This window comes from Gemmiger formicilis (genome assembly GCF_016901605.1).
Lineage (GTDB): Bacteria > Bacillota > Clostridia > Oscillospirales > Ruminococcaceae > Gemmiger > Gemmiger formicilis_B.
In genome coordinates this window covers 1-17,549 of sequence record NZ_JACJKP010000042.1, presented here as the reverse complement: position 1 = coordinate 17,549, position 17,549 = coordinate 1, and the positions used below count along the sequence as shown (strand labels likewise).

At 52.1% G+C, this 17,549-nt stretch carries 16 protein-coding genes and 3 tRNA genes; 1 reads left to right on the top strand and 18 read right to left on the bottom strand.

Annotated elements, in window-relative coordinates; genetic code table 11:
- From H6B10_RS05120 to H6B10_RS05110, 3 genes are all read right to left on the bottom strand, one after another.
- A partial coding sequence (locus H6B10_RS05120; RefSeq protein ID WP_345941706.1) for an HAD-IC family P-type ATPase occupies positions 1–1,117 on the bottom strand: 1,117 nt, incomplete at its 3' end.
- Positions 1,118–1,451: 334 nt separating this feature from the next.
- Complete coding sequence (locus tag H6B10_RS05115) at positions 1,452–1,946, bottom strand: AAA family ATPase (RefSeq protein WP_204650419.1); 495 nt, start codon at positions 1,944–1,946, stop codon at positions 1,452–1,454.
- A 570-nt stretch (positions 1,947–2,516) separates the two neighbouring features.
- Positions 2,517–2,593: transfer RNA gene (locus H6B10_RS05110), tRNA-Arg, on the bottom strand.
- Between the two features lie 327 nt (positions 2,594–2,920).
- On the opposite strand from H6B10_RS05110, the gene H6B10_RS05105 reads away from it, so the two are divergent.
- Positions 2,921–3,005, top strand: a tRNA-Tyr gene (locus tag H6B10_RS05105).
- A 102-nt stretch (positions 3,006–3,107) separates the two neighbouring features.
- Here the strand turns inward: H6B10_RS05105 and add are convergent.
- The 15 genes from add to H6B10_RS05030 all read right to left on the bottom strand — a co-directional run.
- Entirely contained in the window at positions 3,108–4,061 is a 954-nt protein-coding gene (add, locus tag H6B10_RS05100) for an adenosine deaminase (protein WP_204650417.1), read from the bottom strand.
- 37 nt (positions 4,062–4,098) lie between these two features.
- The gene (locus tag H6B10_RS05095) at positions 4,099–5,049 is read right to left on the bottom strand and encodes an ABC transporter permease (RefSeq protein ID WP_204650415.1); all 951 of its coding nucleotides are present in this window, start codon (positions 5,047–5,049) and stop codon (positions 4,099–4,101) included.
- A gap of 3 nt (positions 5,050–5,052) precedes the next feature.
- Positions 5,053–6,099, bottom strand: a complete 1,047-nt coding sequence (locus tag H6B10_RS05090; RefSeq protein ID WP_204650413.1) for an ABC transporter permease — start codon at positions 6,097–6,099, stop codon at positions 5,053–5,055.
- Positions 6,092–7,648, bottom strand: a complete 1,557-nt coding sequence (locus H6B10_RS05085; RefSeq protein WP_204650411.1) for an ABC transporter ATP-binding protein — start codon at positions 7,646–7,648, stop codon at positions 6,092–6,094. Before H6B10_RS05085 ends, H6B10_RS05090 begins: the two co-directional genes overlap by 8 nt.
- A gap of 103 nt (positions 7,649–7,751) precedes the next feature.
- Entirely contained in the window at positions 7,752–8,897 is a 1,146-nt protein-coding gene (locus H6B10_RS05080; protein ID WP_204650409.1) for a BMP family ABC transporter substrate-binding protein, read from the bottom strand.
- A 4-nt stretch (positions 8,898–8,901) separates the two neighbouring features.
- A complete protein-coding gene (locus H6B10_RS05075) occupies positions 8,902–10,215 on the bottom strand; it encodes an amidohydrolase (RefSeq protein WP_204650407.1) in 1,314 nt (437 codons plus the stop codon).
- A 364-nt stretch (positions 10,216–10,579) separates the two neighbouring features.
- Entirely contained in the window at positions 10,580–12,190 is a 1,611-nt protein-coding gene (locus tag H6B10_RS05070; protein WP_204650406.1) for a potassium/proton antiporter, read from the bottom strand.
- A gap of 80 nt (positions 12,191–12,270) precedes the next feature.
- Positions 12,271–12,351, bottom strand: a tRNA-Leu gene (locus tag H6B10_RS05065).
- A 119-nt stretch (positions 12,352–12,470) separates the two neighbouring features.
- Positions 12,471–13,202 (bottom strand): class D sortase, encoded by a 732-nt coding sequence (locus H6B10_RS05060; protein WP_204650405.1) that lies wholly within the window; start codon positions 13,200–13,202, stop codon positions 12,471–12,473.
- A gap of 10 nt (positions 13,203–13,212) precedes the next feature.
- Positions 13,213–13,773: a Fe-S-containing hydro-lyase gene (locus tag H6B10_RS05055; RefSeq protein ID WP_204650404.1), complete on the bottom strand. Its 561-nt coding sequence runs from the start codon at positions 13,771–13,773 to the stop codon at positions 13,213–13,215.
- The gene (locus H6B10_RS05050) at positions 13,773–13,970 is read right to left on the bottom strand and encodes a hypothetical protein (protein WP_204650403.1); all 198 of its coding nucleotides are present in this window, start codon (positions 13,968–13,970) and stop codon (positions 13,773–13,775) included. The genes H6B10_RS05055 and H6B10_RS05050 overlap by 1 nt, the downstream gene beginning before the upstream one ends.
- A gap of 4 nt (positions 13,971–13,974) precedes the next feature.
- A complete protein-coding gene (locus tag H6B10_RS05045; protein WP_430661750.1) occupies positions 13,975–14,814 on the bottom strand; it encodes a fumarate hydratase in 840 nt (279 codons plus the stop codon).
- Positions 14,815–14,819: 5 nt separating this feature from the next.
- Positions 14,820–15,995 (bottom strand): NAD(P)-dependent malic enzyme, encoded by a 1,176-nt coding sequence (locus tag H6B10_RS05040; protein WP_204650401.1) that lies wholly within the window; start codon positions 15,993–15,995, stop codon positions 14,820–14,822.
- 17 nt (positions 15,996–16,012) lie between these two features.
- Positions 16,013–17,215: a cation diffusion facilitator family transporter gene (locus H6B10_RS05035; protein ID WP_204650399.1), complete on the bottom strand. Its 1,203-nt coding sequence runs from the start codon at positions 17,213–17,215 to the stop codon at positions 16,013–16,015.
- Positions 17,216–17,290: 75 nt separating this feature from the next.
- Positions 17,291–17,549 (bottom strand): adenylosuccinate synthetase (locus H6B10_RS05030; RefSeq protein ID WP_204650397.1); only part of this gene is annotated, 259 nt, incomplete at its 5' end.

Genomic DNA, 17,549 nt, shown 5'->3' with positions numbered 1-17,549 from the left:
TCCCTGTCTTGTCCACACAAAGGGTATCCATACTGCCAAAACCCTGCATGGCATTGATATTTTTTACAATGGTCTGTTTGCGCCCCATGGACGCGCTTCCTTTGGCAAGACAGGCATTGACTACCATCGGCAAAAGCTCCGGCGTCAGTCCTACCGCTACCGAAAGCGCAAAGAGGAATGCCTCGCCCCAGTTTCCTTTTGTCAAGCCGCTGGCCAAAAATACCACCGGTGTAAGAACAGCCATAAACCGAATCAGCACGCCGGCGATTGCATGGGCCCCACGTTCAAACCCCTGTCTGCGAGCCCCCAACTGCGGTGACAGACCTCCATATACCGTCTGCTGCCCTACGGTCAGTACGATCCCTGTACCGCTGCCTCCAGCGACCGTCGTTCCACCAAAAAGAATATTGTCATATCCATTCAGCGTGTTCGGCTGATTCGGCAATCTTTCCGGAGTCTTTTCCAGCACCATACTTTCTCCGGTGATTACCGACTGTGAAACAAACAAATCGGAGGCTTCTATAACACGCAAATCTGCCGGAACACGGTCCCCCGCTTCCACCCGGACCCGGTCCCCTACCACCAGCAATTCAGACGAACATTCCGTCCAGGTATCATCCCGCCAAACCTGCACCGTTGTGTGAACCATGCGTTCCAGTTTTTCGGCTACTTCCCTGGCACGAAGTTCCTGCACCAAGCGAACTGCGCCACTGATCACCAGCATGAAAAAGATGATCCAAACCGTGCTGAAACTTTTTTGGTATGTTTCCGGCAAAAGTACATCCGTTCCAAAAGAAAGCCATCCCAGAACAAAGAGAATGACCGAGAATGGATTAACAAAAGCCCTGCGAAGGCAATGGCGAACGGAATCCTGTTTGTGCGCAGCCGGTGCATTACTGCCATACCTTTTGCGTCGGACAGCTGCCTGCCTTTTCGTAAGGCCTTTCGAGTCCAACGCAAGTTCCCGCATCATTTGCTCTACCGTCATGCAAGCATACCGATTAACTCTATCATGCACCGCTTCCCGCTGTGACATAAGCCCGTCCCCCTTTACAAAGATATTCTTATCATACCATATATGGCAAGTGATAAATCTTTCTTTTTTCTTGCTTCTCACAGCCTTTCTTCAGCGAGTCATAAGATGCCACAAACGGCTTGTTGCTTAGCAAAATGTCAAGCAAGTTTTGGTTTTGGAAGCCTTTGAGGCGGGTCAGCAAAACCGGATATATAAAACGCAAAGACCGCCGCAGCATGAACAGCAACGACGGTCTTTGCGCCACATACTATTATCAAAACGACGCCAATTACCTATACCATAAAGCTTAGGATTTATCGTTTTTAGCCCATTCTTAAAAAGGGACTGCCTTTTACAGCAATAGCCTCCCATTTTCCTCAAAAGCAGATTTATCCACCATAAGTCACATCCTTAAAATGTGACCATTGAAATACATTTACAGCGCCGCAAGTTCTTGTGCCACTTCTGCCACACTTTTTCCTGATGTATCAATTTTTATTGTGTTTAGTTTCTGATACATAGGAATACGCTGCACACTTCGTTCAATCACATCGGGGGTGCGAATTCCCGTTTCCACATCCTTTTGTAAGCGTCGAACAAGTTCCTCCTCTGAACAAATCAAGGATACAGCAATCACTCGGCAGTTTGTGGTATCAAGACGAGAAATGATAGTGTCAACAATATATTGTTCGTGCATCACCCAACAGAAAATGACATTTTCATAGGCAGAACATTTCAGAAAATTATTTAATACCACACAAATATTTTGTAAAACCATTTCTTTTGTTTCAACGGTGACCTGAAATGGACTGGAATCCCAGCACCAATCGCCATCAAGAAACACACTATTAGGCAAATTCCACTTTAAGATTTGACTAACGGAACTTTTCCCTATTCCCATGGTACCACCAATCAGATACAAGTTCTTCATGTGCAATCTCTCCCATATAATCTGCCTTTGCCGTTTTAACAAGTATAGCATAAACACAAGTGATAGACCACTGTTAGATTTATTACAGGCAAGAGATCTAACGACAAAAAACACACTGAAGAACAATCAATACTAAAACCGATTAAAATTCTACAAGAGAACTGTATTTCTTTCTGTATCAGCCACAAATTGAGCCACGGCAACCTGCAGGTAGTTTAGGGCGATATAAGAATAATCCTGATTGAGTAATGCCTGTGTGTCCCTCCTGTTTTCTGGCTGTAAGGGAAACATCCACAAATATAAGAACGCTTTCTATGTTGGTAAAGACTACGCTTTCGGAAGGGTTGTCCACCAGGGTAGTCCAAAGTAACGGCACCAGATGCGCTGGACCTGATGACTCTCGTGAATCGGCTTCAAAAATTTCCTGAGATTGCACAAACTACGGGCGTGTTGATTTATGCAACACCAGGCAGCAAACAAGTCGGAAATTTTCAATAAGCAAGAAGCCATTTGTTCTTAGCTAAAAAAGCACCGCCGAAAACCACAAAAATGGAATTCAGCGGTGCTTCTTGGCGTCCCAGAGAGGATTCGAACCTCCGGCCCCGCGCTTAGGAGGCGCGTGCTCTATCCAGCTGAGCTACTGAGACAAATACTACTCATGGGCTTAACCTTAATAATGGAAAATCTCCTTCATGCAAGTATAACAAGGAACACCTATACAATGTATCCCTCCATATACAGCGTGACTATTATAGCGAATTTCACCTAAAATTGCAAGACATCCGCTGGATCAGTCGCTTCTTCATGTCATTTTATAAGAAAAACACTATACTTTTCTGAATTTTCAAAAAACTTTTTCGTTGCATCATCTTTTTTAATTTTTTTCAAAAAAATTTAAAAAAGGGCTTGCATTTTCGATTTTCCTTTGCTATAATAATCAAGCACTCGGAAGTCGAGCGCAGACAACTGAATGAGGGAGCTTTCCCGAGTGGCCAATGGGGACAGACTGTAAATCTGCTGCTTAATGCTTCGGTGGTTCGAATCCACCAGCTCCCACCAAAAAGAAACGACACAGTGTGTCGTTTCTTTTTTTGTTGTTTTTGAAATCATATAAACTAAAAGTGGCTACCATTTTATTGGTAGCCACTTGTGTTTCTTTTATCAATCCTTGAGGAACCGAGCTTCCCAGGCGTACTCCATCATTTTGGCGAGTTCATCTTCGGTAAAGCCAAACGTGTTCTTCAGAATTTCGATTTCTTTTCCGAGATTGGTTCCGGAGGCCGTCATGTTATCGGAGTTCACTGTGACGCGAACCCCTGCATCAAACAGCTTCCGGATTGGATGTTCCGCAATGGACGGCACAACCTTTGTGTGGTAGTTACTGGTCACGCAGACTTCCAGCGTAACATTCTGGTCGATCAGTTCCTGCATCAGCTCCGCATCATGGATGGCTGCCACACCATGCCCGATCCGCTTCGTTCCAAAGGACAAAGCGGTGCGCATGCTTTCGGGTCCGGCAGCTTCACCGGCATGAATGGTCATGGGCAGATGATATGCCTGCACCTTATCGAACACCTTTTTAAAGTGTTCCGTCGGGAACAGCGACTCAGCACCGGCAATATCCACAGCGCAGACTACATCCCCCAGATACTGGCGTGCAACTTCCACGGTTTCAAGGTTGAGTGCCTCGTTGGTATCGCCTCTCATGCAGCACAAAATCAGTCCCACGCGAATCCCGGGATATGCCTGCATACCGCGTTTGGCACCCTGTACAGCGGCTTCCACAACCTCAGCCTGGGTAAGGCCCCCCTGTACGGAAAGCTGCGGAGCAAAGCGAATTTCGGCGTATTCTACGCCGGCTTTTGCCAGGTCTTCCACCAATTCAAAAGTGACGCGCTCCAGCGCATCGGCTTTTTGCAAGACCAGCAGCGGAAGGTCAAAACGTTCCAGATATTCTTCCAGTGTTTTGCAATTTTCCGGTACACGCATTTGGTTACGGACTTCTTCCCGGCTGTGCAGCGGCAAGTCAATCCCCTGCTCATTGGCCAACTCCCAGACCGTATCCGGACGCAAGGAGCCATCCAAATGCAGATGAAGTTCAATCAAACGGTTCATCGTTTTCTCCTTTTTAAGATGGTATTTTGCGTACCGCTTACTTATGTGCAGCCGCTTTCATTTGCTTTTTCTTCTTGTTATGCTCTACCAATGCACAATAGGCCGTGTAAGCAACCACGATAATCAGATACGGCATCAACTGAATGAACTGCAGCGGAATATTGGAGGACTGCAGATAGTTGGCCAGGCTCTGGCAGAAACCGAACAGCAGCGATGCCAACATGCCCACAACTGCGTTACCCGCAGCAATTGCCTGCGTTGCCAGGGCAATATAACCGCGGCCTGCAGTCATGCCCGAGGAGAACAGGCCCACATAACCCATGGACAGGAACGCGCCTGCCATGCCCGTCAGAATGCCGCTCAGGCTCAACGCAATATATTTGACCCGCTGTACATGGATACCAACCGATTCTGCTGCATCGGGAGACTCACCCACGGCGCGGATATGCATACCCAAACGGGTATACTTGAACATGTACCAGACCACGACCACCAGAATCAGCGCTGCATAGGTAAGGATATGATGCCCTGAAAGCACTGCACCAATCACCGGAATATCCTGAATGATCGGGATGTTAACGCTGGGCAGTTTCAGAGACGGCAGCGACGTGGAAGCGCCCTTCTCTCCTGTAATCAGATACAGTACAAAGATCGTACCGCCGGAAGCAAACGTATTCAGTGCAATACCGGAAATAATGGCATTGGAATGCAGCTTCAGAACAAAATAGGCAAGGATATTGCTGATGACAAAGCCTGCAAAAACCGCAGCCAAAAATCCCAGCCAGGCACTCTGGCTGAAAGCGCTGACCACCACGCCCACAAAAGCAGAGATCAGCATAGTACCTTCCAGTGCAATGTTGCTGGTACCGGAGCGAGAAGAAATCATAGCGCCCAACGTGGTAAGCAGCACCGGCGTGGCACTTCGGAACATTGCGAAGTAGAATTCCGGAAGGCTCAACGTATTGATAATTTCCTGAAACACATTCATAATTTACGCCTTCCCTCCCAGTGCCTTTTTGGCTTCCTGATGCTGTTTCCAGCCGGCCATAAACCGTTCGGCCGTAATGAACAGGATCAGGACTGCCTGAATAATAGAAACCAGTTCGTTCTGAACGTCCGAACGGCGGGACATCAAGTCCGCGCCCACTCGGATATATGCCAGGAAGAACGCGGCAAACGGAACCAGCTTGGGATTGTTTCCCGAGAGAATCGCAATGATAACGCCATCCCACGCGTAGGAAGGAGAATCCTGCCAGTTGAAGCGCTGGTACATGCCCATCTGCTCCACAGCGCCGCCCAAACCGGCCACAGCGCCGGCAATGACCTGGGTCAGAATGATAACCTTTGCGGTGTTGATGCCGGAATACTTGGCAAACTCCGGGTTGCTGCCCGAAATACGCACTTCATATCCAAATTTGGTTTTGAACATGAGAAGATACAGAAGTACCGTGACCGCAATGGCGATGAGATATCCCACATGGAAATTGGTGCCGCTGATGAGAACCGGCAGCGAAGCCGTGGTGGCGTATTTGAGAGAGGCAAAGGTGCCCGCTTCCCGGTCGGCCAGATACTTGGTAACCGTATAGATGCCCAGATAGAAAAAGACGTAGTTGAGCATCAGCGAAGTAACCAGTTCGTTGGCATGGAAATAGACTTTCAGCAATGCGGGAATGCTGCCGATGATACCGCCCACCAGAGCAGCTACCACCATGATTACAACGGGATGTACGCCGCCCGGCAAAGCAAGCTGAACAGCCATGGCAGCCGTTACCACACCGCCCGTATACAGGCAGGCATCGGCAATCATAGAGAAATTGCCCGACTTAAAGACCATGCCCAGGGCAAGGCCTGTAAAAATCAGCGGCACACTGCCCGCAAAGACATCAAAGAAATGACGCTTGGACTGCAGAGGACCCAGGAACAGATTATAGATTGCCGTCAAGGGCTCTTCGCTGACCGCAAAAATGATCACAACGGAGAGGGCGATGGCAATCGCAATGGCGCATGCCATGCGTACAACAGTAAATTTTTTATTCACAGTAGGCACCTTCGATCCTTTCCCTTGCATCTTCTTTAACACCCAGCATATACAGGCCCAGCTCATTCTCCGAGGTGTTCTTCACATCTTCGATATATCCCACGATTCTGCCTTCGTGCATAACCAGAATGGTATCGCTGAGCGAAAGCACCTCACTCAAATCTGCCGAGACAAGCAGAATAGCTTTCTGCTTCTGACGCATTTCCACGATCCGCTTACGGATAAATTCAATGGCACCTACGTCAATACCCCGGGTAGGCTGGTTCATGATCAGCAATTCGGGGTCATAGTCATATTCACGGCCAACAACCAGTTTCTGAACATTACCGCCGGAAAGTTCGGACACGCTCTGCTTGGTGTTGTCGTACTTCACCAGGAATTCATCCAGAATTCCTTTGGTAAAAGCAGTGACCTTTTTGCTGTCGATCAGACCGCCGGTTTTCAGCCGTTTGGTGTAATAGACCTTGGAAATCATATTATCTTCCAGCGACAGCTTGGGGGCCGTACCGTATTTCAAACGGTCTTCCGACACATGGGAGATTCCTGCCTCCTGCCGCTTCAGCACCGAAAGATTGGTCAGATCCTTTCCGTTCATCGTGACCTTGCCGCCCTGCGGTTTGAGAGTACCCACGATGGCTTCTACCAGTTCAGACTGACCGTTGCCGTCAATTCCTGCAATGCCCAGAATCTGGCCCTGCTTGATGGAGAAAGAAACATGATCCAAACGGGTCTTGCCGAAATGGTCCACGTAGTTCAGGTCTTTGACGGAAAAAACGGTCTTGCCGAAAGCGGCATCATCCTTCTCAATATCCAGGCTTACATCACGGCCCACCATCAGGCGGGAGATTTCCTGTTCACTGAGTTCCGACACATCATAGGTACCCATCGTCTTGCCGTCGCGCAAAATGGTCATACGGTTGCACAGCGCCTTGACCTCATTGAGTTTATGAGAGATAAAAATGATCGTGTGGCCGTTTTCCCGCAACAGTTTCAGCTGCTCAAACAATTCTTCCGTTTCCTGCGGAGTCAGAACCGCCGTGGGCTCGTCCAGAATCAGAATGTTTGCGCCGCGGTACAAAGCCTTGAGGATCTCCAGTTTCTGGCGCATCGCCAGAGAGATATCCTCCACCTTTTTCTGCGCATCCACCTTCAGATTGTACTTTTCCGACAGTTCCTTCGTGATCTGAACAGCCTTCTTGCGATCCACCTTGAAAAAGGCGCCGGTTTCCGCGCCCAGAATCAGGTTGTCCGCTACCGTCATGGACGGCACCTGCATGAAATGCTGGTGCACCATGCCCAGCCCTGCCGCAATTGCATCGCTGGAAGATGTAAAGTGAACTTCCTTGCCATCGACAAAGATCTGCCCCTCGGTAGGTTTCAGCATACCGAACAGCATTTTCATCAGCGTCGACTTACCGGCGCCGTTCTCCCCTACCAAGGCATGGATCTCACCTTTTTGGATCTCGAGATTGACGTTGTGATTCGCCACCACACCGCCCGGATATACCTTTGTGATATTCCGGGCTTCCAGGATAATCCCCTGCTCCATAACTTTTTGCCTTTCTCCTAAATACACACAAATCTCCTGTTCTTCACCGTACATGAAAACAGGAGATTTGCGCCGGAACTTGTTCCGTTTATCTGCTTACAACTTACTGGGCGCTGCTGATGATGCCGTCCAGCGTAGCCTCGTCCATACCGTAGGCACTATCCACCGTCACTTCACCAGCCAGGATCTTGTCCTTGGCATCGTTGACAGTGTTGCGGATATCCTCGGGAACCACCGTCTGGTAGATCTCGTTGTCCGCCAGACCGACGGCACCGTCCGCCAGGCCGAGGATCTCATACTCGCCGTAAGGCAGCTCACCGGCCAGGTCGCGCTCGATGGAGTTATACAGGCTGTCGCCTACGCCTTTGATGGCAGAAGAGATAATGTAGTTGGCTTCCGGCTGGCCTTCATATGCCAAAGCCTGGTCGGAGTCAACGCCGATGACGTACTTCTGGCTCTCGGCAGCTGCTTCGATAACGCCGACAGAAGCGGGGCCGGCGGCCACGAATACGCAGTCTGCACCGGAAGAGTATTGGGTCAGGGCCAGTTCCTTGGCCATAGCGGAGTCAACATAGGAACCAACGTAAGAAACCAGAACCTTGATGTCGGGATTGATGAACTGTGCACCCTCGATAAAGCCTACCGCAGAGTCATTGATGACGGCAGCGGTATCCTTGGCGCCAACAAAGCCGATGACGGCATCTTCATTGGCGTATTCCATATCGGAGGAGGTCACGCTGGCAGCCAGAACACCCGCCAGGAAGGCGGCTTCGTTCTGCTTGTAGCTCATGGAGTAGACATTGCTCAGATCGCCCAGCGTATAGTCTACATCGGTATCAAAAATGATGTACTTCTTGTCGGGGTATTCCTGCGCCACATTCTCCAGGATTTCCTTCATATCCCAGGTGCCGACGATGATGACATCCGCATCGGAATCGGAAGCGTCCAGCAGAGAACCTTCGAACTTGGTCTTATCGTTGCCCATTTCGATCATCTGGACTTCGACCTTATCGCCCATGTCGGCCTGCAGCTTTTCCATACCGGCCTGCGCAGAGTCGTTGAACGCCTTGTCGCCGAAAGAACCGGTCACCAGCAGCGAAACCTTGAGCTTATCGCCCGACTCGGTCTGAGCAGCTTCCGCCGTCTGTCCCTCTGCGCCGGAAGATGCCGCACTGTTGCTGGAGCAGCCAAACAGCATGGAGGCAGCCAGTACCGCTGCCAGCGTTCCACATACGATTTTCTTTTTCATTGTGTCAATTCTCCTTCTTATAAGTTGTACTTTTATTCAAATTTTCAAGGGTATGCAGATAGTTTTCTTTGGTCATCACCGGGCGGAATGCCTGTTTGATCTTCCAGGCTGCCGCACCGTTGTCGGCCAAAAGACCTTCGATCGTATCGGCAAAGTAGTAGGCCGGTACGCGGTAAGCCTGCTCTTCGTCAGCAGTTTTGAAGTCCTTGCCGTGGAGCGTTCCGCTGAAACCGGCCACACCGATTTCCACAGTAGGCCACATCATGGAGATATCGCCCATATCGCCGGAAGCAAAGCCGTGGGTTCCCTGTGCCACTTTGTCCGCTTCCATATAATCCAGAATATGCGTTTTGACAAACTCCGTCAGGTTTTCGTCCTGATGCAGCGGGAAATAGCCCGGTGTGTCCTGGATTTCCAGATCACAGTTGATGGCCAGTGCACCGGCCCGCAGGGCACGGTTGACCTTGGCATTGGTCTCAAGAATGGCATCCACCGTTTTGGCGCGCACGTACATTTCCAACTGGGTGCGGGCCGGAATGGTGTTGACGGTCTGACCGCCTTCCTGCATCACAAAGTGCACGCGGATGGCGTCCTCGGCGCGGAAAGTCTCCCGCAGGAAGTTAATGCCCGTCATCGCCAGATTGGCTGCATTCAGCGCGTTGATACCGCCTTCCGGATTTGCACCTGCATGCGTTGCCTTGCCATAGAAGATGGCGCGTTTCTGGATAAAACCGTTGAGGCTGGCGCCGATTTCAGCATGGTACCGGTCCATATCCAGGCCCATGGCATGGCAGGACAGCATAATATCAATATCATCAAAAACGCCGGTAGCGATCATTTCCTGCTTACCGGAGGGATGATGCAGCTTGCCTTCGGCAATCAGCTGCTTGCGATAATCCATATCGCAGAATTCCTCGCCGGGGGTAACAAGCAATGTCACTTTGCCGCACAGGTCTTTCATCATGTCCGAGCGCTTGATGGCCAGGAACAGGCTTAGCATCACACCGATTTGTGCGTAGTGGCCGCAGGTATGTGCTGCGTTATCGACCGGGTTGGCACAGGGGTGCCCCAAGGTGGGCACCGCATCGAATTCCGCAATAAGACCAATATTCGGTCCCGGTTTGCCGGAATCAAGGCAGGCCACAATACCGGTATAGGCTACATCGCGGTGGGGAATGCCATTGGCATCCAAATGCGCAATGACCTTTTTTCTCGTTTCGAACTCCTTGAAGCCCAGTTCCGGATGTTGATAGATATCCTCGCTCATGGCGATGATTTCCGGCAAAATCCCGGCCAGTGCTTCATGCACGCGTTCCATCTGGTTTACTTCCTTCTTTCGCTTGCAAGACAACCGGTCCGCTATATTACGGAGGGACACAAATATTCCCTGATAATACAAGGCTGTTGTCGCGCAATATGTGTAAAAGTCATACTTTTTCCACTTTTTTACGTGGATTATTTTCTATTTATCATAATAAATTCCCACGGGACTTGTCAAGGGTATGACATAAGAATCCCCATTTTGCTGAATTTTGTCGGGATGTTGCTTTTCTGATATGAACCTTTTGCTATTTGAGAAAAACGGTGTCAAATACTGCAACACGTATTTCCTTACCTATCCATAAGCAGGCCGGTACCGCATCGCAAGCAAAACGCGTAAACGCACACTGTTTCCCTGGTTTTTATGTTCCGGAATTATTGGAAACAGACTCGGCCAAAACCAGAACATCCCCGGGAAGAAGGACGGTACTCCCGGTAGGAATAATGGTTTCCATACCGCGTTTGACCAGAATCACAAGCTGCCCGTTCGGCAGGGAAACCTGGGAAAGGCTGCGGTTTGCCCAACGGCTGCCGCGTTCCACACCGACTTCATGCAAAAACAGATTTTCGCGGTCTTCAAAAGGATGTGCCGCAAACACCAGCAAATCCCCTGCCAGCACTCTGGTATTACCGTCAGGAACGATGGTTCTTTCCTCTCTTACGATCATGGCGACCATCAGCTCCGGCGGGAGCGGCAATTTCCGCAGTTCCTTTCCGCACCAGGGATACTGGTCATTCACATGGATTTTGATGAAATCCACATTGGTTTCTTCCTGATAGTCGCTGAAAGTTTTGGCAACATCCGCATTTTCGTCAATCATGGAGAAGAACGCTGCCGCCTTGGGCAGCAGCGTGCCCTGCAAGGCCATCGATAACAGTACAATGCAAAAGACAAGGTTATAGAGGTTATACCGGGTTTGCACTCCGCTGAGTACCGCCGCAATAGCAAATACAATGGAAGAGGCCCCTCGCAGTCCGGCCCAGGAAATCAGGCCGATTTGATTCCATGGCGCACGGAAAGGCAGTAACAACACGGCCGTAACCGCCGGGCGCGCCACGAAAGTGAGGAACAGCGTGATGCAGACAGCCGGAATCAACACCGCCGGAAGCTGCGCAGGCGTAACCAGTAACCCCAGCAGGAAGAAAACGATCACCTGCGATACATCCGTGAGCACATCAAAAAAGTGAACCAGATAGCGTTTTTGAGAGATTTGGGTGTTGCCCAGCCAGATGCCGCACAAATACACGCTGAGATACCCATTGCCGCCCAGAACGGAGGGCAGTGCATACGCCAGCAGCATAGCGGCAAACAGCAAAACCGTTCGATTCTGCTGTGACCCCAAAAGACTTTGCCGCATCAACCAGACAGTAACCGCCCCGACCAGAACGCCGCCCAGAATTCCCAGGAAGATTTGTTGGAAAAGTATCTGCGGTATGGACACACTACGCCCGGCCATCAAGGACAGGGTAACGGTGGTAAGCATATAAGACATGGGGTCGTTGGAACCGGACTCCACTTCCAGCAAAGAGTCGGTATGATATTTCAATCCCAGCTTACTGGTACGCAGAATGTTGAATACGGACGCCGCATCCGTGGAGGAAATCACCGAACCGATCAGCATACTTTCCAGCCAGGGCAAACGAAAGCACAAGTGCACAAAAGCAGCCACCGTACCGGCTGTGCCAGCCACCCCCAAGGTGGAAAGAATCACCGAGCGCGTAAGAACAGGACGTGCCACCCGCAAATTGGTGCCAAACCCGCCGTAAAACATAATAAAGATCAGGCTGACCAGGCAGATATCATCTGCAAATTCATAGTCATTGAATGCAATGCGGAGAACGCCGTTTTCCCCGAAAAAAATTCCCAGCACAATAAAGATCAGCATAGAGGGAACAGGGATTTTTTCCAGAAAGCGACTGATCAGGATACAGATCAGAATTACCGAACCAGCAAGCAAAACAGCTTCGTTCAAAAACGGCACCTCCCTTATCGTATTAAAAAAATCGCGCTGCGATATCATAAACCGGTAACGCAACGCGATATAAAAAGCAATGCGGCTAACAGGACTTGAACCTGCACGTCTTGGACACTGGACCCTAAAACCAGCGCGTCTGCCAATTCCGCCATAGCCGCACAATAATCCCCCTCTGATTTGTGCGGCGAGGGGGCGCCGAGGCTGTCACAATGTCACAGCCATTTGTATGGAATATATTTTAAGTGTAACAACTTTGGGTGGCTTTGTCAATGGCAGGTCATTGAGGGATCACACCATTTTCGTCCACCTCAACCGGGTCCGCATAAACGGCATAACGGCGATCGGTATGGGTCAGAATTCCAAAGGGATAGCAGGTGTACAGGATGCAGCTTGGCTCCGTTGCCCCCCATCGGACTTTGTCGATGTCTGTTTCGTAGATCACCTGTGTTTCGGTGATCTCGTAGACAAAATCGCCCCAATCCGTTTGCAAATGAATGCGTGCACCAACTTCTGCGGAACCAAGGTCCGCAAAATACGTACCGGTATGAGCGCCGACAAACACCGTGCCGTTCTCGCCGGGCAGTACGCAGCCATTCTCTGCATGGCAACCGGCCCCAGCATCGAACTGTGTATTGCTGTCTCCCCAGTAAAGATCACAATCTATCTCCGTTCCCTCTACCCAAACCGTGCCCAGCTTATCACCATACTGCACATTTTCGCGGGCGGCAGCAGCGTCTTCTATCTGCTGTTGACGCAAAGCAGCTTCCTCCGCCTTACGCTGCTCTTTCGCTTTTTGCGCCGCCTCACTGGCGGCACACTCAGCTTCCGCTTGCGCAGCTGCTTTCGAAGCGGCGGCAGCTTCCGCGGCTGCGCGTTCAGCTTCGGCACGCTGCCGGGCTGTATAGCTTGCGTTTATAATCAGTGCAACACTCACCGCAGCGCTGACAAATACAGCAGCCGCACAGCCTGCAAGGCACCGACGCATTTTTTTACGGGAAACAGGTTGCATCTTTTTCCACTCACTCATGCAAAGCAGCCAAGTACGCAGCCGGGCCGCTCTCGTAAAGATCACCGCCGTGCGGGTCCAGCAAGACCGTCAACGGAAAGTCCTTGACCACCAGCCGACGCACCGCTTCGCAGCCCAGATCAGGCCATGCAATGATTTCGCAGCTTTGCACGCTGCGTGCCATCAAAGCACCGGCTCCTCCGATTGCAGCCAGATAGACGGCACCGTTTTTTACAACGGACTCCTTCACAGCCTGGCTGCGTTTTCCCTTACCGATCATACAGGCAAGCCCCAGATCCAAAAGCCGCGGTGTATAAGCATCCATACGGCCAGAAGTTGTGGGACCTGCAGCACCGATGGCACAGCCCGGACGTTCCGGTGTGGGCCCCACATAGTAGACCGCAGCACCTTCCATGGAAAACGGAAGTTTCTTTCCCGCATCAAGCAATTCCATCATCCGGGCATGGGCGGCATCCCGGGCTGTATATACCACCCCGGAGAGCAGGACCGTATCCCCTGCGCGCAGCGGTGCCAGATCGGATTTTTTCAGTGGAGTCTGTAATGTATACTGCATCAAAATCCTCCCTGTTCCCGCGCACGGCGGCGCATTTCCTTGTACTCCTCGTGGTGACGGTTGACAAATTCATATTCCTTGTCGTTGATGCCGTCCGCACCTCTGCCGCCATCCAGCGGGATGTCGATGTTACGGCGGGTCGGGCGCTTGTTCTCCCCCACCCCGTCCAGCGAAATATCAATAGAACGGTTTGCCATACTTTTACACCTCCCGGCTGGCGCGGCGTGTCACATGGCAGCTCATGTTCACTGCCACCGGCAGGCAAGCCACATGGGTAGGCCGCTGTTCAATGGAAACCCCCAGGCAGGTGGTGGCACCGCCGAAGCCCTGGGGACCGAACCCGGTGGCATTGATGGCGTCCAGCAATTCTTTTTCCAGTTCAGCATAATACGGATCAGCATTGGGCTGATCCAGCGGGCGAAGCAGGGCTTTTTTTGCCAATGCAGCGCAGTGGTCAAAGCTGCCCCCGATGCCGATGCCCAACACAATAGGCGGGCAGGGATTGGCCCCCGCCTGCCGCACGGTATCCAGCACAAAGTCCTTGACTCCCTGCACACCGTCGGCCGGTTTGAGCATTGCCAGACGGCTCATATTCTCGCTGCCGGCACCTTTAGGGGCCACGGTAATCTTGCAGCCGGTGCCCGGCACCAGATGTACCGTGAGAAATGCCGGGGTATTGTCCCCCGTATTGACCCGCTGCAACGGGTCTGCGGTGATGGATTTGCGCAGATAGGCTTTTTCATACCCACGGCGTACGCCCTCATCCACAGCAGCATTCAGATCCCCGTTGATATGCACATCCTGCCCCAGTTCCAGAAAAACGCAGGCCATGCCGGTGTCCTGGCAGATGGGCAGTTCCTGATCCGCCGCCACGCAGAGATTTTGCTGCAAAAGCTGCAATGTCTGCTTGGCCAACGGCCAGGGTTCCTGTGCTTCCGCCTTATCCAATGCTGCCTTTACATCGGTCGGCAGTGTGGTATTTGCTTCTATGCAGAGTGCTTCCACTGCATCCCGGATGCAATCAACACTCAGTTCCCGAATGTTGCTCATACGCGTGCCACTCCGCTTTCCCGGGCAGCCTGGGCTACCGCTGCCGCAACAGCTTCCGGCACACGGGGATCAAAGGCTTTGGGCAGAATATTTTCCTCATTGAGTTCTTCGTCCGGAATCAACCCGGCAATAGCCTTGGCAGCCGCCATCTTCATGGCAGGATTGATATCCCGTGCCCGCACCGACAAAGCACCTTTGAAGATACCGGGGAACGCCAGAACATTATTGACCTGATTGGGGAAGTCCGAACGGCCGGTACCGATGACCCGTACCCCCGCTGCCTTGGCAGCATCGGGCATGATCTCCGGCGTAGGATTGGCCATAGCGAAGACAACCGCATCCGGCGCCATGGTCGCGGCCAGTTCCGGCGTAAGGGCACCGGCAATAGACGTACCGATAAACACATCCGCACCACGGATGGCTTCCGCCAGACCGCCCGTCAGTTTTTCGGGATTGGTTTCCTCCGCCAGTTTTTCTTTGTGTCCTGCCAGCCCCTGCGGACGACCGGGCACCAGAATGCCGTGTTCATCCACAGCAATGATATGCTTGGCACCAGCCACCTGCAGCATGTGGATAATGGCCGTGCCGGCGGCGCCGGGGCCGTTCTGCACGATCCGCACATCCTCGATACGCTTGCCCACCACTTTCAGGGCATTGAGCACGCCTGCCAGCACAATGATGGCGGTGCCGTGCTGATCATCATGGAAAACGGGAATTTCCAGATCCCGCTCCAGTTCAGTCTCAATCTCAAAGCATTCAGGGCTGCGGATATCTTCCAGATTGATGCCGCCAAACGTGGGCGCAATAGCCTTGACCGCGGCAATGACTTCTTCCTTGGTTTTGGCATTCAGGCAGATGGGAAATGCATCCACACCGCCAAACTCCTTGAACAGCGCACACTTGCCTTCCATGACAGGAAGTCCGGCTTCGGGGCCAATATTGCCCAGACCCAACACCGCTGTGCCGTTTGTTACAACTGCCACCGTGCGCCCCTTGAGCGTGTAGGTGTAAACATCATCGGGGTTGGCCACGATCTTACGGCAGGGTTCGGCAACACCCGGCGTATAGGCTGTGGACAGGGCATCCTTGTCTTTGCAGGGTACCAGGCTCTGCACGGTCAGTTTACCGGGGCCTTTTGCGTGCAGTTCCAGCGCAGCTTGATTGTAATCCATAAGTTTTCCTCTTTCCCTTAGTTTTGCGTATGTGTACACGGTGCGTAATCGGGTTCCAGTTTAATCACACAGAAATGGTCCGGCCATTTCTGCTGGGTGGCTGTGCGCAGTGCCGCAACCAGTTTGGCGCCGCGGCGCTGCTTGTCGGCCAGGTATTCCGCCGGCACCGCACAGTCGAAAATCACATTGGTGTGGGACGGTCCCGGCGCAATGCGCAGGTCATGGACGTTGGCCTTGGGTTCCAGCTGTGCCACTTCCTCCTGCAGGAAACTGCGGATTTCCTCTACGTGGGCATTTCCCGTCACGATCGGGTCATAATGGATCGTTGCGATCATACCGTCCTGAATCAGCAGGTCTTTCTCAATGGTGTCAATGACATCGTGGCTTTGCATTACATCGCCTTTGGCATCCATTTCGATATGGAAGCTTACAAGGCGGTTGCCGGGGCCATAATCGTGAATCATCAGATCATGGACGCCCAGTACGCCGGGGTAGCTCAACGCTTTCTGTTCAATATGTTCTACCAGTTCCGGGTCCGGTGCCGCGCCCAGGATCGGGTCAATGGTGTCCCGCACCAGCTGAATGCCGCTGTACAGAATGAAGGCCGCCACGCCCAGGCCCATGATACCGTCCAGGCGATCGATACCCGTCACAAAGGTCAGCACAGCCGCCACCAGAACCGTGGCGGTGGTGATCACATCGTTGCGGGCGTCGGCGGAGGTGGCCAACAGTGTATCGGATTGGATGGTCTGGCCGATTTTTCGGTTGAGGACGCTCATCCAGAGTTTGACCAGGATGGAAGCAATCAGAACCGCCACCGTCAGCCAGCCGAACTGAACCGGCGTGGGATGCAGCACCTTACCGAAGCTTTCTTTGAGCAGTTCCACGCCAATGACCAGAATCATGACCGACACAGCCAGACCGGCCAAATATTCATACCGGGCATGACCGTATGGATGTTCCGAGTCCGCCGGGCGTGAACCCAGTTTGAATCCCGCCAGACTGACAATGTTGGAACTGGCGTCCGACAGGTTGTTCATACCGTCGGCGGTGATGGAAACACTGCCCGCCAGGGTACCAACAAGTGTTTTGCCCGCAAACAAAAGCAGGTTGCACACCACGCTGACGATGCACGCCAGATTGCCGTAAGCGGTGCGCACCGCGCGGTTTGCAGTATTTTCATGATTTTTGATGAAAGTACGGATCAGCAAATCTACCAACCCGTTCTCCCCCTTTCACAAAACGGCGGACTCAACAAGTCCGCCGTTGCTTAGATTCTTCAGATTTAATAGCGCTTAGTCACGCACAATGCAGGCATCACGCTCGGGGCCGACCGAGATGTACTTGATCTTGCAGCCCACCAGTTCTTCCAGACGCTTGACGTAGTTCTGGGTCTCTGCCGGCAGATCCTCGAACTTGCGAACGCCGGTGATATCGCAGTGCCAGCCGGGCATCTTTTCCACAACAGGCTGTGCGTCATCCAGCGTTTTGCCCATGGGGAACCGGGTGGTCAGGCTGCCGTCAGACAGACGGTACTGCGCCACTACGGGGATT